At 74.6% G+C, this 14,254-nt stretch carries 15 protein-coding genes; 3 read left to right on the forward strand and 12 right to left on the reverse strand.

Translation table 11 applies throughout. The features are described from left to right. Positions 1 to 40: 40 nt before the first annotated feature. The 9 genes from K7I03_RS14305 to K7I03_RS14345 all read right to left on the reverse strand — a co-directional run bounded on the left by K7I03_RS14305 (position 41) and on the right by K7I03_RS14345 (position 7,700). Positions 41 to 589, reverse strand: coding sequence for an amino-acid N-acetyltransferase (locus tag K7I03_RS14305; RefSeq protein WP_185942251.1), 549 nt, complete (start codon positions 587 to 589; stop codon positions 41 to 43). A 9-nt stretch (positions 590 to 598) separates the two neighbouring features. Next, a complete protein-coding gene (locus K7I03_RS14310; protein WP_185942252.1) occupies positions 599 to 994 on the reverse strand; it encodes a BlaI/MecI/CopY family transcriptional regulator in 396 nt (131 codons plus the stop codon). Between the two features lie 162 nt (positions 995 to 1,156). Then, entirely contained in the window at positions 1,157 to 1,342 is a 186-nt protein-coding gene (locus K7I03_RS14315) for a hypothetical protein (protein WP_185942253.1), read from the reverse strand. 85 nt (positions 1,343 to 1,427) lie between these two features. Continuing rightward, positions 1,428 to 2,231, reverse strand: coding sequence for a hypothetical protein (locus K7I03_RS14320; protein WP_185942254.1), 804 nt, complete (start codon positions 2,229 to 2,231; stop codon positions 1,428 to 1,430). Between the two features lie 88 nt (positions 2,232 to 2,319). Next, positions 2,320 to 3,117, reverse strand: coding sequence for a type III pantothenate kinase (locus K7I03_RS14325; RefSeq protein WP_185942255.1), 798 nt, complete (start codon positions 3,115 to 3,117; stop codon positions 2,320 to 2,322). Then, positions 3,117 to 4,115, reverse strand: a complete 999-nt coding sequence (gene nadC / locus K7I03_RS14330) for a carboxylating nicotinate-nucleotide diphosphorylase (RefSeq protein ID WP_224347047.1) — start codon at positions 4,113 to 4,115, stop codon at positions 3,117 to 3,119. The genes K7I03_RS14325 and nadC overlap by 1 nt, the downstream gene beginning before the upstream one ends. Next, on the reverse strand, positions 4,112 to 5,818 hold the full coding sequence (locus K7I03_RS14335) for an L-aspartate oxidase (protein ID WP_185942257.1): 1,707 nt from the start codon (positions 5,816 to 5,818) through the stop codon (positions 4,112 to 4,114). The genes nadC and K7I03_RS14335 overlap by 4 nt, the downstream gene beginning before the upstream one ends. Next, positions 5,815 to 6,693, reverse strand: coding sequence for a pantoate--beta-alanine ligase (gene panC, locus K7I03_RS14340; RefSeq protein ID WP_185942258.1), 879 nt, complete (start codon positions 6,691 to 6,693; stop codon positions 5,815 to 5,817). The genes K7I03_RS14335 and panC overlap by 4 nt, the downstream gene beginning before the upstream one ends. Beyond that, the gene (locus tag K7I03_RS14345) at positions 6,690 to 7,700 is read right to left on the reverse strand and encodes a Rossmann-like and DUF2520 domain-containing protein (protein ID WP_185942259.1); all 1,011 of its coding nucleotides are present in this window, start codon (positions 7,698 to 7,700) and stop codon (positions 6,690 to 6,692) included. Before K7I03_RS14345 ends, panC begins: the two co-directional genes overlap by 4 nt. 1,021 nt (positions 7,701 to 8,721) lie before the next feature. Here K7I03_RS14345 and K7I03_RS14350 point away from each other — a divergent pair. Further along, a complete protein-coding gene (locus K7I03_RS14350) occupies positions 8,722 to 9,846 on the forward strand; it encodes a DUF5937 family protein (RefSeq protein ID WP_185942260.1) in 1,125 nt (374 codons plus the stop codon). A gap of 70 nt (positions 9,847 to 9,916) precedes the next feature. Here K7I03_RS14350 and K7I03_RS14355 read toward each other — a convergent pair whose 3' ends face one another. Then, on the reverse strand, positions 9,917 to 10,519 hold the full coding sequence (locus tag K7I03_RS14355) for a short chain dehydrogenase (RefSeq protein ID WP_185942261.1): 603 nt from the start codon (positions 10,517 to 10,519) through the stop codon (positions 9,917 to 9,919). Positions 10,520 to 10,631: 112 nt separating this feature from the next. Here K7I03_RS14355 and K7I03_RS14360 point away from each other — a divergent pair, with 112 nt between their 5' ends. Together K7I03_RS14360 and K7I03_RS14365 are read left to right on the forward strand one after the other, a co-directional pair. Continuing rightward, the gene (locus tag K7I03_RS14360; protein WP_185942262.1) at positions 10,632 to 11,504 is read left to right on the forward strand and encodes a LysR family transcriptional regulator; all 873 of its coding nucleotides are present in this window, start codon (positions 10,632 to 10,634) and stop codon (positions 11,502 to 11,504) included. A 59-nt stretch (positions 11,505 to 11,563) separates the two neighbouring features. After that, positions 11,564 to 12,133: an HXXEE domain-containing protein gene (locus tag K7I03_RS14365; protein ID WP_185942263.1), complete on the forward strand. Its 570-nt coding sequence runs from the start codon at positions 11,564 to 11,566 to the stop codon at positions 12,131 to 12,133. 23 nt (positions 12,134 to 12,156) lie between these two features. On the opposite strand, the gene K7I03_RS14370 is transcribed toward K7I03_RS14365, so the two are convergent. After that, positions 12,157 to 12,840, reverse strand: a complete 684-nt coding sequence (locus K7I03_RS14370; protein WP_185942264.1) for a response regulator — start codon at positions 12,838 to 12,840, stop codon at positions 12,157 to 12,159. 65 nt (positions 12,841 to 12,905) lie between these two features. Next, positions 12,906 to 14,111 carry a sensor histidine kinase gene (locus K7I03_RS14375; protein WP_185942265.1) on the reverse strand — a complete coding sequence of 402 codons (1,206 nt, stop codon included), beginning with the start codon at positions 14,109 to 14,111 and terminating at the stop codon, positions 12,906 to 12,908. Positions 14,112 to 14,254 lie beyond the last annotated feature (143 nt).

A 14,254-nucleotide genomic window follows, 5' to 3' on the forward strand; every position in this document is an offset into this window, starting at 1 on the left:
CGGCACGATAGGGGCGCGATTCGGACATAGGGACCGGCGATCACAGATGCAGAAGCATCCGGCTGTTGCCAAGGGTGTTCGGCTTCACCCGTTCGAGACCCAGGAACTCGGCAACACCCTCGTCATAGGAGCGCAGCAGCTCGCTGTAGACATCACCGTCCACCGGGGTCTCACCGATCTCGACGAAGCCGTGCTTGGCGAAGAACTCGACTTCGAAGGTGAGGCAGAAAATGCGCCGCACCCCCAGCCAGCGCGCCGTCTGCAGCAGCTTGTCGAGTACCGCGTGACCGACACCGCCGCCCTTGACCGCGGGGTCGACGGCCAGCGTGCGGACCTCGGCGAGGTCTTCCCACATCACGTGCAGTGCGCCGCATCCGATGACCGTACCGTCTTCGTCGCGTTCGGCGACCCAGAACTCCTGGATGTCCTCGTAAAGGGTCACCGTCGCTTTGTCGAGCAGGATGCGGTCGCGGGCGTAGGTGTTGATGAGCCGGCGCACGGCGGGCACATCGGAGGTCCGGGCCCTGCGGACGGTGAGGACTTTTGCCGGGGCGGACCGGCCGGAAGCTGCTTCGGAAGCTGCGGGCATAAGCGGACGCTATCGCCCCGGCGGCGGCTCGTCCTCGCCGGGCCGACCGAGTTGGACGACGCGGATCGCGTCCCGGAGGGCTTCCCGTTGTTCGGCCGACATCATGCCGAAGAAGGCGACGAGAGCGGCCGCGGGGTTGTCACTGACGGACCAGGCTTCGTTCATCAGTGCGGCCGAGTAGGCGGCCCGGTTGGACACCGCCTCATATCGATAGGCCCGGCCTTCGGCTTCCCGGCGCAGCCAGCCCTTCTGATACAGGTTGTCCATTACGGTCATGACGGTGGTGTAGGCGATCGACCGTTCCCGCTGAAGGTCTTCGAGGACTTCTCGAACAGTGACCGGCCGGTTCCACTCCCACACGCGCGTCATGACGGCGTCTTCCAGATCACCGAGGCGTCGAACCACACGCGAATAATAGTGGGAGATGTCTCGAATGCCGGTTTATCGGGCCGCGGCCCGCGAAGGGGGCGGGGAACGGGGCGGGGAAGAGGGCCGCGAAAAGGGCGTGCGGCCCGGGAAATACCCCGGGCCGCACGCCCTTGTCCGCCGCCGGGTTTCCGGCGCGGTTCACGCTCCCGCGGTCTTGGCCTCCGGGGAACCGCCGGCGGCCTCGGCGCGGGCGGCCATGGCGTCGACGATGGCGTCTTCCTTGGCCTTGTTCGCACCGCCCTGGCTCTTGACGATCGTCACGACCAGCGCGGTGAAGGCGATCGCCATCACCACGGGCGGGACGAGCGCGGCGACATAGTCCATGGCCGTCGGCTCCTTCTGGGTGGGAGGGGTCTGGAGGGGCGCGTGCGCCCGGAGGGCCCGGACGCGGCCGGGCGCCCCGTCCAGATTACGCGCGCGCCAACGGCGGCCCGCCGGGGACCTCCGTCCCGCACCCGGCAGCCCGGCCGCCCGCTCCCTGGGCGGGCGGCGCCGGCTTGCGGCGCGGCGGGAAGACCTCGCCGGGGGTCGGGATGGGCCGGCCGCCCGGCTGCGGGGCCTTGGGCGCCGGCGCGGGCGGCGTCTTCGGCCGCTCGGAACCGGGCGCCGGACTCGGCGTCGGACCCGGTGCCGGGCCGGGTTTCGCGGCCGGCCGGGCGCCCGGCTTGGGAGCCTCCGGGCCCCACGCGGGCGGCAGCGCGTCGTGCGCGCCCCGGCGTGGCCGGGCGGCCGGCACGGCGGCGGGGGCGTCCAGGAGGGCGCTCGGGGCGGTGCCGCGGGGACCGGACGCCGTGCAGTCGGCGAGCCGGGTCCGTACGGCGGCCTCCGCGAGCCGCTCGCAGCGCTGGAGGAGGGACCGGCGGCGGCCCCTCTCGGCGGCGCCGGCCGGGGCGGCGCAGAGGGCGCGCAGGGCGGCCAGGTCCTCCGCCCCGGGGCGGTGGCCGGCCGCCAGGGCGTCCTGGAGCCGTTCCACGTAGCCGGGCGCGGTGCCGGGGAGGGCGGCGCGGTAGCGGGCGAGGTCCGCGCGGAGGAAGGCGCGCAGCCTGCCGCCTTCCCTGGCCGCTTCGTCCACGGCCTGCGCGAGCCGGAGGCAGCTCTGCTTCTCGGCGTGCTCGGTGCGGGGCTGGAGGGCGATGGCGAGGGCACGGCGGAGCACGCGCAGCTCGTCGGCGCTGAACGCCATGCCGCCGTGGGATCCATAGGGCGTAGGCATGGGCCGACTTTAAGTGCTAAACGGACAATTTTCGCTTAGCGCGGCCCCTGCGGCGTGGCTCGAACAAGCCCCTCGCCCCGACCGGTCCCTACGCCCGCGCCACGTTCCGCTCGTACACCAGCCGCAGGCCGATCAGCGTCAGCCAGGGCTCGTGCTCGTCGATCACCGTGGCCTCGCCGAGCACCAGCGGCGCCAGGCCGCCGGTGGCGATGACGGTGACGTCGTCCGGATCGTCCGCGAGCTCCCGCGCCATCCGGTTGACGACGCCGTCCACCTGGCCGGCGAAGCCGTGGATGATGCCGGACTGCATCGCCTCGACGGTGTTCTTGCCGATCACGCTGCGCGGCCGGGCCAGTTCGATCTTGCGGAGCTGGGCGCCCTTGACGCCCAGCGCCTCGACGGAGATCTCGATGCCCGGCGCGATCACGCCGCCCACGTACTCGCCGCGCGCGCTCACCGCGTCGAAGGTGGTGGCCGTGCCGAAGTCGACGACGATGGCGGGGCCGTCGTAGAGCTCGACCGCCGCGACCGCGTTGATGATGCGGTCCGCGCCGACCTCCTTGGGGTTGTCCATGAGGATCGGCACACCGGTCTTCACGCCCGGCTCGACCAGGACGGCCGGGACGTCGCCGTAGTAGCGGCGGGTCACCTCGCGCATCTCGTGCAGCACCGACGGGACCGTCGAACAGATGGCGATGCCCTCGATGCCGTCGCCCAGGTCGTCCCCGAGCAGCGGGTGGCGGCCCATGAGGCCCTGGAAGAGGACGGCGAGCTCGTCGGCGGTGCGCCGGGGGTCGGTGGAGATCCGCCAGTGCTCGACGATCTCGTCGCCGTCGAAGAGGCCGAGGACGGTCTGGGTGTTGCCGACGTCGATGGTGAGCAGCATCAGACAGCACCCTCCCGCTCCCGCAGGTCCAGGCCGATGTCGAGGATCGGCGAGGAGTGCGTGAGCGAGCCGACGGCCAGGTAGTCCACACCGGTGACCGCGTACTCGTGCGCGTTGGCCAGGGTGAGCCGGCCGGAGGACTCCAGCCGGGCGCGGCCCGCGACGAGGGCGACGGCCTCGCGGGTCTGCTCGACGGTGAAGTTGTCGAGCAGGATCAGGTCGGCGCCCTCGGCGAGGACCGGCGGGATCTGCTCCAGGTGGTCGACCTCGACCTCGATCGGCAGCTCGGGGAACCGCTCGCGGACGGCCCGGAACGCCTGGGCGACGCCGCCCGCCGCGACCACGTGGTTGTCCTTGACCAGCGCGGCGTCCGAGAGGGACATCCGGTGGTTGACGCCGCCGCCGCAGCGGACCGCGTACTTCTCCAGGGCGCGCAGGCCGGGCGTCGTCTTCCGGGTGTCGCGGACCGCGGCGCCGGTGCCCTCCAGCACGTCGGCCCAGAGCCGGGTGGCGGTGGCGATGCCGGAGAGGCGACAGAGCAGGTTGAGCATGCCGCGCTCGGCGGTGAGCAGGTCGCGGGTGCGGGTGGTGACGGACAGCAGGCGCTGCCCGGCCTCGACCCGGTCGCCGTCCTCGACGTGCCGCTCGACCTCGAAGTCGTCGGTGCAGACGACGGAGAGGATCGCCTCGGCGACCCGGAGCCCGGCCACCGTGCCGGCCTCGCGGGCGGTGAAGTCACCGGTGGCGACGGCGTCCTCGGGGATGGTGGCCACGGAGGTGACGTCCACGCCGCCGTCCAGGTCCTCCTCGACCGTCATGTGCGCGATCTCCTCGACCAGCAGCGGGTCGAGACCGGCGTCCGCGAGCAGCGCCACGAGGCCGCTGTCGAGCCCGCACTCGTAGGCGGAGGCCCCCTCGCCGCAGGCGCAGTCGCCGCCGCAGCCCGGTTCGTCGGTCAGGGTGGTGAGCCGGTACTGGAGGTCGTCGGGCGTGGTCACGCGGTGCTCCTCGGTGCGGAATGCGGGGAAGAGGGGGAGGTGGGGAAAACCGGGGGGAAGGCGGCCGTCTCCGTGATGGAGACCGCAAGCGTACGGTCCGGGCGGAGGGCGACGAGGAGGTGGCGGCGCCAGCGGTCGTCGTCGCGGTCGGGGCGGTCCTCGCGCCAGTGGCTGCCGCGGGTCTCCTCGCGGCGCAGCGCGGCGGCCGTCAGGGCGCGGGCGACCAGCAGGAGATTGGTGGCCTCCCATGCCTCGGTGCCCGGTTCGGCGCTCTTGCCGTCGGTGTGGGCGGCGCGGTGGACGGCGTCGAGCCGGTCGGCCGCCTCGGCGAGGCTGTCGGCGGAACGGAGGACTCCGGCGCCGCGCGTCATGATCCGCTGGATGGTGTGGCGGTCCTCGGGGGCGACGAGCGGGTCGGCGGGTCCGTCCGCGGTCACGGGCTCGCCGGGCACGGCCGGGTCCGCGGCCACGGCGGCCGCGATGCGCTCGGCGTAGACCAGGCCCTCCAGCAGCGAGTTGGACGCCAGCCGGTTGGCGCCGTGCACGCCGGTGCAGGCGACCTCGCCGCACGCGTACAGGCCGGGGACGGTCGTCCGGCCGTGCGGGTCGGTGCGGACGCCGCCTGACGCGTAGTGCGCGGCCGGGGCGACCGGGACCGGCTCGGTCACCGGGTCGATGCCGTGCGCGCGGCAGGCGGCGAGGATGGTGGGGAAGCGCTCGGCCCACATCGCCGCGCCGAAGTGCCGGCCGTCCAGGTACATGTGCTCGGCGCCGGTCTCCCGCATCCGGCGCAGGATTCCCTTGGCGACGACGTCGCGCGGTGCCAGCTCGGCGAGCTCGTGCTGCCCCACCATGAAGCGGACGCCGTCGGCGTCGATCAGATGGGCGCCCTCGCCGCGGACCGCCTCGGAGACCAGCGGCTGCTGGCCCTCGGCGTCCGGGCCGAGCCAGAGCACGGTCGGGTGGAACTGGACGAACTCCAGGTCGGAGACCTCGGCGCCGGCGCGCAGCGCGAGGGCGACGCCGTCGCCGGTGGAGACGGCGGGGTTGGTGGTCGCGGCGAACACCTGGCCCATGCCGCCGGTCGCGAGCACGACGGCCCGGGCCCGGACGGCGCCGACGCCGTCGTGCTGACCCTCGCCCATGACGTGCAGGGAGACGCCGGCCGCCCGGCCGTCGGCGTCCTTGAGGAGGTCGAGGACGAGGGCGTGCTCGATGATCCGGACGTCCGCCGCGCGGACGGCCTCGACCAGGGCGCGCGACACCTCGGCGCCCGTCGCGTCGCCGCCCGCGTGCACGATGCGGTTGCGGTGGTGGCCGCCCTCGCGGCCCAGCAGGACCTCGCCGGTGGCCGGGTCGGCGTCAAAGCGGGCGCCGGTGGCCATCAGCCGGCGGACGGCGTCCGGGCCCTCGGTGACGAGCGTGCGGACGGCCTCCTCGTCGCAGAGGCCGACACCGGCGACGAGGGTGTCGTCGAGGTGCTGCGCGGGGGTGTCGCCCTCGCCTAGGGCGGCGGCGATGCCGCCCTGGGCCCAGCGGGTGGAGCCGGCGTCGAGGCGGGCCTTGGTGACCACCGCGACCCGCGCGCCGGCGGCGGCGCAGCGCAGGGCGACGGTGAGGCCGGCGACGCCGGAGCCGATGACGACGACGTCCGCGTCGACGGACCAGCCGGGCCGCGGAGCCGTGAGTCGTATGCCGGTCATGACCGTTCCCCCGGGGTGAAGTCCAGCACGATGTTGTCGATGAGACGGGTGGTGCCGACCCGGGCGGCGACCGCGAGGACCGCCTCGCCGGTGAACCCGGCGGGCACCTCGGTGAAGTCGGCCGGGTCGATCAGGGCCAGGTAGTCGAGGACGACCGGGGGCTCCAGGGTCGCCGCGTCGTCCAGGACCGCGCGGGCGGCCTCGCGGACGGCGGACGGGCCGCGGTCCACGGCGCCGGCCGCGGCGGACAGGGCGCGGGAGAGCTCCAGGGCGGAGGCCCGGTCGGCGGCCGAGAGATAGCGGTTACGGCTGGACAGGGCCAGGCCGTCGGCCTCGCGGACGGTCGGCACGCCGACGATCTCCACCGGGAAGTTGAGGTCCCGGACCATGCGGCGGATCATCGCCAGCTGCTGGGCGTCCTTCTGCCCGAAGAGAGCGGTGTCCGGCCGGCTGAGGTGCAGCAGCTTGGCGACGACCGTCAGCACACCGTCGAAGTGGCCGGGGCGGTGGGCGCCTTCGAGGCGCTCGCCCATGGGACCGGCGCTGATCCGCACCTCGGGCTCGCCGCCCGGGTAGACCTCGGCGACGGACGGGGCGAAGACCGCGTCCGCGCCGGCTGCCTCCGCGAGGGCGACGTCGGCGTCGAGGGTCCGCGGGTAGCGGTCCAGGTCCTCGTTCGGGCCGAACTGGAGCGGGTTGACGAAGACGGTGACGACGACCTGGCCGTCCGGACCCGCGAGCCGTCGGGCCTCGCGGATCAGGGTGGCGTGGCCCTCGTGGAGGGCGCCCATGGTCATGACGACGGCGCGGCGGGCCGCGGGGTCGCGCGGGAGCGCCTGGAGCTCCGCGGTGTCGCGTACGAGCCGGATGGTCACTCGTCTCCTCCGTCCGCCGGGTCGGAACCGGCCGTTCCGTCCGTCCCGTTCGTCCTGCCCGGCCCGTCCGTCCTGCCCGGTCCGCCCGCCTCGTTCGCCTCGTTGGCGAGGACGCCGAGCAGGTCTTCCGCCAGCTCCGGCTTGAGCAGGCCGTGCGCGAGCGCGCGGTCCGCCGTCGTCCGGGCCATCGCCAGGTACCCGGCGACCGCCTGCGGCGCGTGCCGGCGCAACTCCGCGACGTGGGCGGCGACGGTGCCCGCGTCACCGCGCGCGACCGGGCCGGTCAGCGCGGCGTCGCCGCTGCGGAGCGCGTTGTCGAGCGCCGCGCCGAGCAGCGGACCGAGCATGCGGGACGGGCTGCCGACACCGGCCGCGGACAGCAGCTCCATGGCCTGGGCCACCAGGGTGACCAGGTGGTTCGCGCCGATGGCCAGGGCCGCGTGGTACAGCGGCCGGGCGGCCTCGTCGATCCACTCCGGCTCGCCGCCCATCTCGATCACCAGCGCCTCGGCCGCGAGCCGTAGCTCCTCGGGCGCGGTGACGCCGAACGAGCAGCCGGCCAGCCGCTGGACGTCCACCGGCGTGCCGGTGAAGGTCATGGCGGGGTGCAGGGCGAGCGGCAGGGCTCCGGCCCTGGTCGCCGGGTCGAGCACGGCCGCGCCGTGCCGCCCGGAGGTATGCGCGAGCAGCTGCCCGGGGCGGACGGCCCCGGTCTCGGCCAGCCCGGCGACGAGCCCCGGGAGGACGTCGTCCGGGACGGTGAGCAGGACCAGTTCGGCCCGCGCCAGCACCTCGGCGGGCGGGACGACGGGGACGCCCGGCAGGATCTCGGCCGCGCGCCGCAGCGAGGCGTCGGAGACGCCCGAGACGGCGACGGGCCGGTGCCCGGCGAGCCGGAGCGACGCGGCGAGGGCGGGGCCCACCCGGCCCGCGCCGACGACGCCGACCGTGAGGCGGGCGGGCCGGTCCTGCGGGCTCGGCCGGTCGGGGGTTGGTTGTGCGTTCACGCGGCGGGGTGCCTTCCGTTCCAGTCCGCGGGGGTACCGGACGATTCCGCTGTCATGCTACGCGCTCCGGATCGGTCGCGAGGAGGACGGCGGCGGGCTGGGGAAGGGGCGTTCGGGGCTGCCGACGGGGCGATCCCGGCTCGGAACTGGCCGTGTCCGCGGTGCCGTACCGGTCCGGCGCCGGACCGGGCCCGGGGCCCCGCCGGGGTACCGTCGCGCCTCGGGACCGACGCCAGGAGGACGGCGGTCGGGCTGCCGTGAAGCCGCTCCGGGTGTGCCGACGCAGCGGGCCCCCGCCGGAGGTGTGCGGGCCGGGAACGGGCCGGGCTCGCGCCGGGACACCCCCGGCGGGGGCCCGCTGCGTCGGGACGCCGCCGCGCTCCCGGTCCGGCGCGAAGCCGGTAGCGGCCCGCCCGCGCGCGAGCCGTTGGGCGCGGTCCATCGCGCTGTGGACGGTGGGCGGTAGCGGCCCCGCCCGCACTGGGGCCGTTCGGCACCCGCCTGCGAAGAGCGGCGGACGTCCGCACAGGCCGGGCCGGGACACACGCCGGGCGTGACAGGCGCTGCCGGATACGGGCCGGGGCCCTGCCCGGACCGCCCCCGATCCGCGTCAGTCCGGCAGCGGTGTCAGGCCCGACCCCCGTCATCCGCAGGCCGCACCCCGCCCCCGCCCGCGGGCTCAGCACCCCACGGGTCCCCGGCACCTCGCCTGCACCTGGGGTACTGCCGCTCCGGCGGGCCGTCGCGCTGCCCGGCTCCATCTACCCCGCCTCACCCGCCCCTCCAGCACGGCCAGGAACTCCCGCCAGAGCCGGATCTGCCGGACCGTCTCCACCTCGTACGTCCCCGGCGCGGGCGGGGCGGTCTCGCCCCGCCGGGCCGCGCGGTAGCTGTCGAACATCTGCTGCTGCGTTGCGTCCATGCCTCCACGGTGCGGCGCGGACCCGCCCCCCTGCGCGTCGATTGACGCGGACCGTCAATCGATCGGGGACCGGCCCGCGGAGCGCACAGAATGAGGGGCATGACCCTGTTGATCGACGTCACGGGCCTGCCACCCGAGCGTGTCGTCTTCGCCGCGTCGCCCCTCACCGAGCTGGGGCACGCCCTGCACGTCCTGGCGGAGCCCAAGCACCACCCCGGACTGCACGGCTGGGTGACCGCCACGGCGGCCGGCCTCAAGCCGGACCTCGCGGACCGGCTCTGCGACGCCGACTTCCTGTGGACGACGGGGATCTCCGACATCTTCGACGCCTTCGCCGCCCTCCCGGACACCGGCGGCCGCCCGGGCGCCACCCTCAAGGACGACCTGGACCTGCTCGACCGGCTCGACGACGAGCAGTACGTCTCGGCGGCGCTGGAACTCGCCTGCTCGAACTACTACGCCCCGAACTCCGACTCACCGCTGCGGGACCCGGTCGCCCGCGACCGCGCCCTGGAGCGCGCGGCGGCCCGCGGCCCGCGCCAACTGCAGTTCGCGCGCCGCATGCTGGACGACCCGCAGGACGTCCGGGCCTGGGTGCGCCGCCTGTTCGAGGACTGCGAGGAGGCGTTCTTCGGGGACGTCTGGCGCCGGGTGGGCTTCCAGCTCGCGACCGACATCCGGCACAAGAACGAACTGCTGCGCCGCAAGGGGCTGCGCGGGGCGCTGGCCGAGGTGTCGCCCGCGGTCACGCTGGAGGAGGAGGCCGCGTCCACCCGCATCCGGGTGGACAAGCTGACGTCCGGCCGGACCACCGCCCTGGACCCGGCGGCCGCCCCCGGCATCACCCTCCTCCCGTCCGCCTTCGGCTGGCCCCACCTGCTGGTGCTGTCCGCCCCGGGGTGGCGGCCGGTGATCCACTACCCGATCGACTCCCCCGAGGCGGCCGGCCCCGCCTCGCTGGAGCTGATCGAACGCCGCCTGGAGGCCCTGGCCCACCCCATGCGGCTGCGGATGTGCCGCTGGCTGGCGCGCAGCGCCTGCACCACCGGTGAGCTGGCCGCCGAGCACAACATCAGCGCGCCGGAGGCGTCCCGTCACATCAAGGTGCTGAAGAAGGCCGGGCTGATCACGACCCGGCGGCGGGGGCGGTACGTCCTCCACCAGCTGGACCTGACGGTGGTGGCGCGGCTGGGCAGCGACTTCCTGGAGGGGATCCTGCGGTAGGGGGCGCGGCAGGGGATCCCGCGGTAGGCGAGCCACTCCGGCCAGTACCCGATCCGGAACGTGCGTCTTGTCAGTACCCGACCCGGAACGTCCGCCCCGTCAGCCGCCCCTCGATCGACCGCACATACGCCCGCGCCACCTGCTCCGCCGGCACGGTCTCCATCCCCGGGAAGGCGCTCTCGTACGCGTCCGCGGACTCCGCGACCAGGCCCGGGCTCACGGCGTTCACCCGCTGCGGTGCCAGCTCCAGCGCCGCCGCGCGGACGAAGGCGTCGACGGCCCCGTTGGCCGCCGCGGCAGCCGCGCCCGCAAAGATGGGGTCGTCCGTGATCACACCCGTGACCAGCGTGAACGAGCCGTCGGCGGCGATGTGCCGGGCGCCCTGCCGGACCAGTTCGAGCTGGCTCAGGGCCTTGGTGCGGAGCGTGGTGGCGAGGTCGTCGTACGTCAGCGCGCCGAGCGGCGCGAAGACGGCGTCGCCGGCGGCGACGGCGACCGCGTCCAGCCCGTCCACCTGCTCGTAGAGCCGCGTGACGGAGGCGGGGTCGGAGACGTCGGCGCGCAGGTCGCCGCCGCTGCGGCCGACGGTCACGACCTGGTGGCCGCGCCCGGTCAGGACGGTGTGGACGGCACGGCCGATGGTGCCGGAGGCGCCGACGAGGAGGATCTTCACGGGGACTCTCTTTCCTGAGGTCACGAGATGCGGACTGACTGCCGAAAACGACCGTACGGAGCCCGCCGCGCGCCCGGAAATGCCATTTGCGCAGGCACTATGCTCCACACGCATGGATGTCGAACTGCGTCATCTCCGCGCCCTCGTGACCATCGCCGACGAGGGCACCGTCACGGCCGCCGCCGCCCGGCTGCACCTGACGCAGCCGGCCCTGTCCCGTACGCTCGCCCGGCTGGAGCACCACGTCGGCGTGACCCTGGTCGACCGCTCCTCCCGCCGGCTCGCCCTCACGCCCGCCGGGCGCACGCTGTACGACCACGGCCGGGCGATCCTCGCGCACGTCGACGCCGCCCTCGCCGACACCGCCGCCGTCTCCCGCCCGCTGCGCCTGGGCTACTCCTGCGCGGTGCTCGGCCGGTCCACCGTCCCGCTGCTGCGCAGCTGGCGGCACGACCATCCGCACGTCCCGCTGGAACTGCGCCGCCGGGACGAGGGCACCGCCGGGCTGGCCACCGGCGAGACCGACGCGGCCGTGATCCGCGCGGACCCCGGCGACCCGCGGCTGCGCGTCCTCGCCCTCTACACGGAGGACCGTTTCGCCGCCCTCCCCGACAACCACCCGCTGGCCGCCCGGCCGGTGGTCACCCTCGCCGAACTCTCCGACGAGACGCTGACCCTGTGGCGCGAGGACAGCACCTCGGGGCCCGCCCTGTGGGGTGACACACGGCGGCCGGCGACCGGGGCCGCGGTGCAGGACGTCGACGAGTGGCTGAACGTCATCGCCGTCGGCGACAGCATCGGCATCGCCGCCGCGGGCACCACCGAGAGCCAGACCCACCCCGGAGTGCGCTTCGTCCGGATCGCCGACGCGGAGCCGGCCACCGTCTACCTCGCCCACCCCGCACAGCCCACGCATCCCAGCACGCACGATCTGGTGGTGGCGGTGAAGGAGCTGGTGAGCGGGGACGCGTTCCCCGGGGTGTGAGCAACGTCCGTGACGGGAGGGGGTGACGGGCCCCAAGGGGCTTGCCAGAGTGGCCGTTCATGACAGGACTCACGGAACCATCCGCGCGAACGTCCCCGGACGCGGCTCCCGTCCCCGCCGTCACCCTCGGCCTCCTCGCCGCCTGGGCCGTGCACGACGCCGAGGAGCTGGCGACGATGAACCGCTTCGTCCGCGACCGGCTCCCCGCACTGCGGGCCCGGCACCCGCGCGTACCCGAACGGGCCTGGCGCGCGGCCGAGTCCATGGGCGGCCCCGAGTTCCCCGTCGCCGTCGCGGCGATGGCCGTGATCGTCGGCGCGGCGGCGGCCGACGGCCGGCGGACGGACGGGCGTTCCGCCTGCTACCAGGCCGCCCTCGACGGCTTCGGCCTGCACGGCCTGGTCCACCTGGCCCAGGCGGCGGCCACCCGGGGCTATACGCCCGGCGTCGTCACCACCCCGCTGGTGGTGCTGCCGTTCACGGTGTGGGCCCGGGGGCGGCTGCGCCGGGCGGGCGTCCTGCGGCCGGCGAGCCCCCGGCGGGCGGCGGCCGGACTGGCCTTCGCCGGGGCGGCGGCCTTCGGCTCGCACGCGCTGGCGCGGCGGGTCCTGCGGGCGGCCGGGCGCTGAACCCCCGGCCCGGCGGGGGCGCGTCAGCCGGCGCCGCCCCCGGCCCGCACCAGGCCGCTCTCGTAGGCCATCACCACCACCTGCACCCGGTCCCGCAGCCCGAGCTTGGTCAGGATGCGTCCGACGTGCGTCTTGACCGTCGCCTCCGAGAGCACCAGGCGCGCCGCGATCTCCCCGTTCGACAGGCCCTGGGCGACGAGCAGCATCACCTCGCGCTCACGGCCCGTCAGGCGGTCGATCTCGGCGTCGACGGGCTCGCGGGCGGTCCCGGGGAGCATGGGGGTGAAACGGTCCAGCAGGCGGCGGGTGGTGCTGGGCGCCACCACCGCGTCGCCGCTGTACACCGAGCGGATGGCGCCGAGCAGTTCGGCGGGCGGCACGTCCTTGAGCATGAAACCGCTGGCCCCGACCTTGAGCGCCGAGAACGCGTACTCGTCGAGGTCGAAGGTGGTGAGGATCAGCACCTTGGGCGCCTGCTCGCGGTCCTGCGGGGCGCAGATGCGGCGGGTGGCCTCCACCCCGTCCATCCGCGGCATCCGGACGTCCATCAGCACCACGTCCACCTCGGTGCCCGCCAGCACCTCCAGGGCCTCCAGGCCGTCACCCGCCTCGGCGACGACCTCCATGTCGGGCTGCGCGGCCAGCACCATGCGGAAGCCGGTGCGCAACAGCACCTGGTCGTCGACGAGCATCACGCGGATCGCCATGCGGAGGTTCCCTTTCCCAACTGGACTGTCCCACTGAACTTTCGCAAATGAACGGGTGACCGTGGTCAGCGGCCCGGTTTGGCGGGCAGGAGCACACTGATCCGGAATCCTCCGCCGGGACGCGGCCCCGCGTCCAGCGTGCCCCCGACCATGCCGACGCGCTCGCGCATCCCGATCAGCCCGTGGCCCATGCCGTCCGCACCGCCCGACTCGTACAGCTCGTGCTGCGCGCCCCGCCCGTCGTCCTCGACGAGCAGCCCCAGCCCGTCGTCGAAGTAGGTGAGCCGGACGCTGGCACCGGCGTCGGGGCCGCCGTGCTTGCGGGTGTTGGTCAGCGCCTCCTGCACGATGCGGTAGGCGGTCAGCTCCACGCCGCTCGGCAGCGGGCGGGCGCTGCCCTCGACCCGGTAGTCGACCGGCAGGCCGGCGCCGCGCACCTGCTCGACGAGCTCCTCGATCTGCTCGACGTCGGGCTGCGGCACGTACTCGCCGGCCGGCGCGGAGCCGTCCTCGGTACGCAGCACGCCCAGCAGCCGGCGCATCTCGGCGAGCGCCTGGCGGCCGGTGCCGGAGATGGTCTCCAGCGCCTGCTTGGCCTGCTCGGGCGAGGAGTCGAGGACGTAGGCGGCGCCGTCCGCCTGCACCACCATGACGGAGACGTTGTGCGCGACGACATCGTGCAGCTCGCGGGCGATCCGGGCGCGCTCGGCGGTGACCGCCATCTTCGCCTGCTGCTCGCGCTCCTTCTCCAGCCGCGCGGCGCGCTCCTCCAGCTGGTCCCAGTAGGCGCGGCGGGTCCGCATCCGGTCGCCGAGCACCCAGGAGAGGAGGAAGGGGAAGGCGGCGAAGGCGAGGCCGAAGAGGGCGTGGGTGACGGAGTCGCTCGACTCGTCGGGCCAGCGCCAGAAGTACAGGACGGGCGCCAGCACACCGCCCGCCAGCGCCACCCGGGAGGCCCAGCGGCGGGGGCCGGACGCCACCGTGTAGACGATCACCAGCATCGGGACGTCGTAGAGGTTCGCCCCGACGTCGAGCGCGAGCTGCGCCAGCCCGACGACGATCGCCAGGATCAGCATCTTCTCCGGCATCCGGCGCCGCAGCGCCATCACCGTGCACATGAGCAGCGAGACACCGACCGCGGCGACCCGCTGCGCCGGGCTCTCCGTCGCGTTCTCGGTCAGCGTCAGGGCGCACAGCCCCAGCAGCAACACGGCCCAGAAGCTGTCCACACCTGTGGGGTGTCTGCGGAGGAATTCGTAGAGGCGGTGCACGTCACCCAGCGTAGGCACCCCGCCCGTGTGCCGGGGTCCCTCCGGCGATCGATCCCGGTCCGCTCCGCCTACTCCCCAAGGTGGAGGGAGGCGGCGGGATGCGAGGGGTGCCGGGAGGGCCAAGGCCATGCGAACGGCCGGGT

Source organism: Streptomyces mobaraensis (genome assembly GCF_020099395.1).
Classification (GTDB): Bacteria; Actinomycetota; Actinomycetes; order Streptomycetales; family Streptomycetaceae; genus Streptomyces.

Bases quoted from the DNA above. Each gene is read 5' to 3' on its own strand.
- K7I03_RS14305 (WP_185942251.1), bottom strand. From the start codon at position 589: ATGCCCGCAGCTTCCGAAGCAGCTTCCGGCCGGTCCGCCCCGGCAAAA.
- K7I03_RS14315 (WP_185942253.1), bottom strand. From the start codon at position 1,342: ATGGACTATGTCGCCGCGCTCGTCCCGCCCGTGGTGATGGCGATCGCC.
- K7I03_RS14320 (WP_185942254.1), bottom strand. From the start codon at position 2,231: ATGCCTACGCCCTATGGATCCCACGGCGGCATGGCGTTCAGCGCCGAC.
- K7I03_RS14325 (WP_185942255.1), bottom strand. From the start codon at position 3,117: ATGCTGCTCACCATCGACGTCGGCAACACCCAGACCGTCCTCGGCCTC.
- K7I03_RS14335 (WP_185942257.1), bottom strand. From the start codon at position 5,818: ATGACCGGCATACGACTCACGGCTCCGCGGCCCGGCTGGTCCGTCGAC.
- K7I03_RS14350 (WP_185942260.1), top strand. From the start codon at position 8,722: ATGACCCTGTTGATCGACGTCACGGGCCTGCCACCCGAGCGTGTCGTC.
- K7I03_RS14360 (WP_185942262.1), top strand. From the start codon at position 10,632: ATGGATGTCGAACTGCGTCATCTCCGCGCCCTCGTGACCATCGCCGAC.
- K7I03_RS14365 (WP_185942263.1), top strand. From the start codon at position 11,564: ATGACAGGACTCACGGAACCATCCGCGCGAACGTCCCCGGACGCGGCT.
- K7I03_RS14370 (WP_185942264.1), bottom strand. From the start codon at position 12,840: ATGGCGATCCGCGTGATGCTCGTCGACGACCAGGTGCTGTTGCGCACC.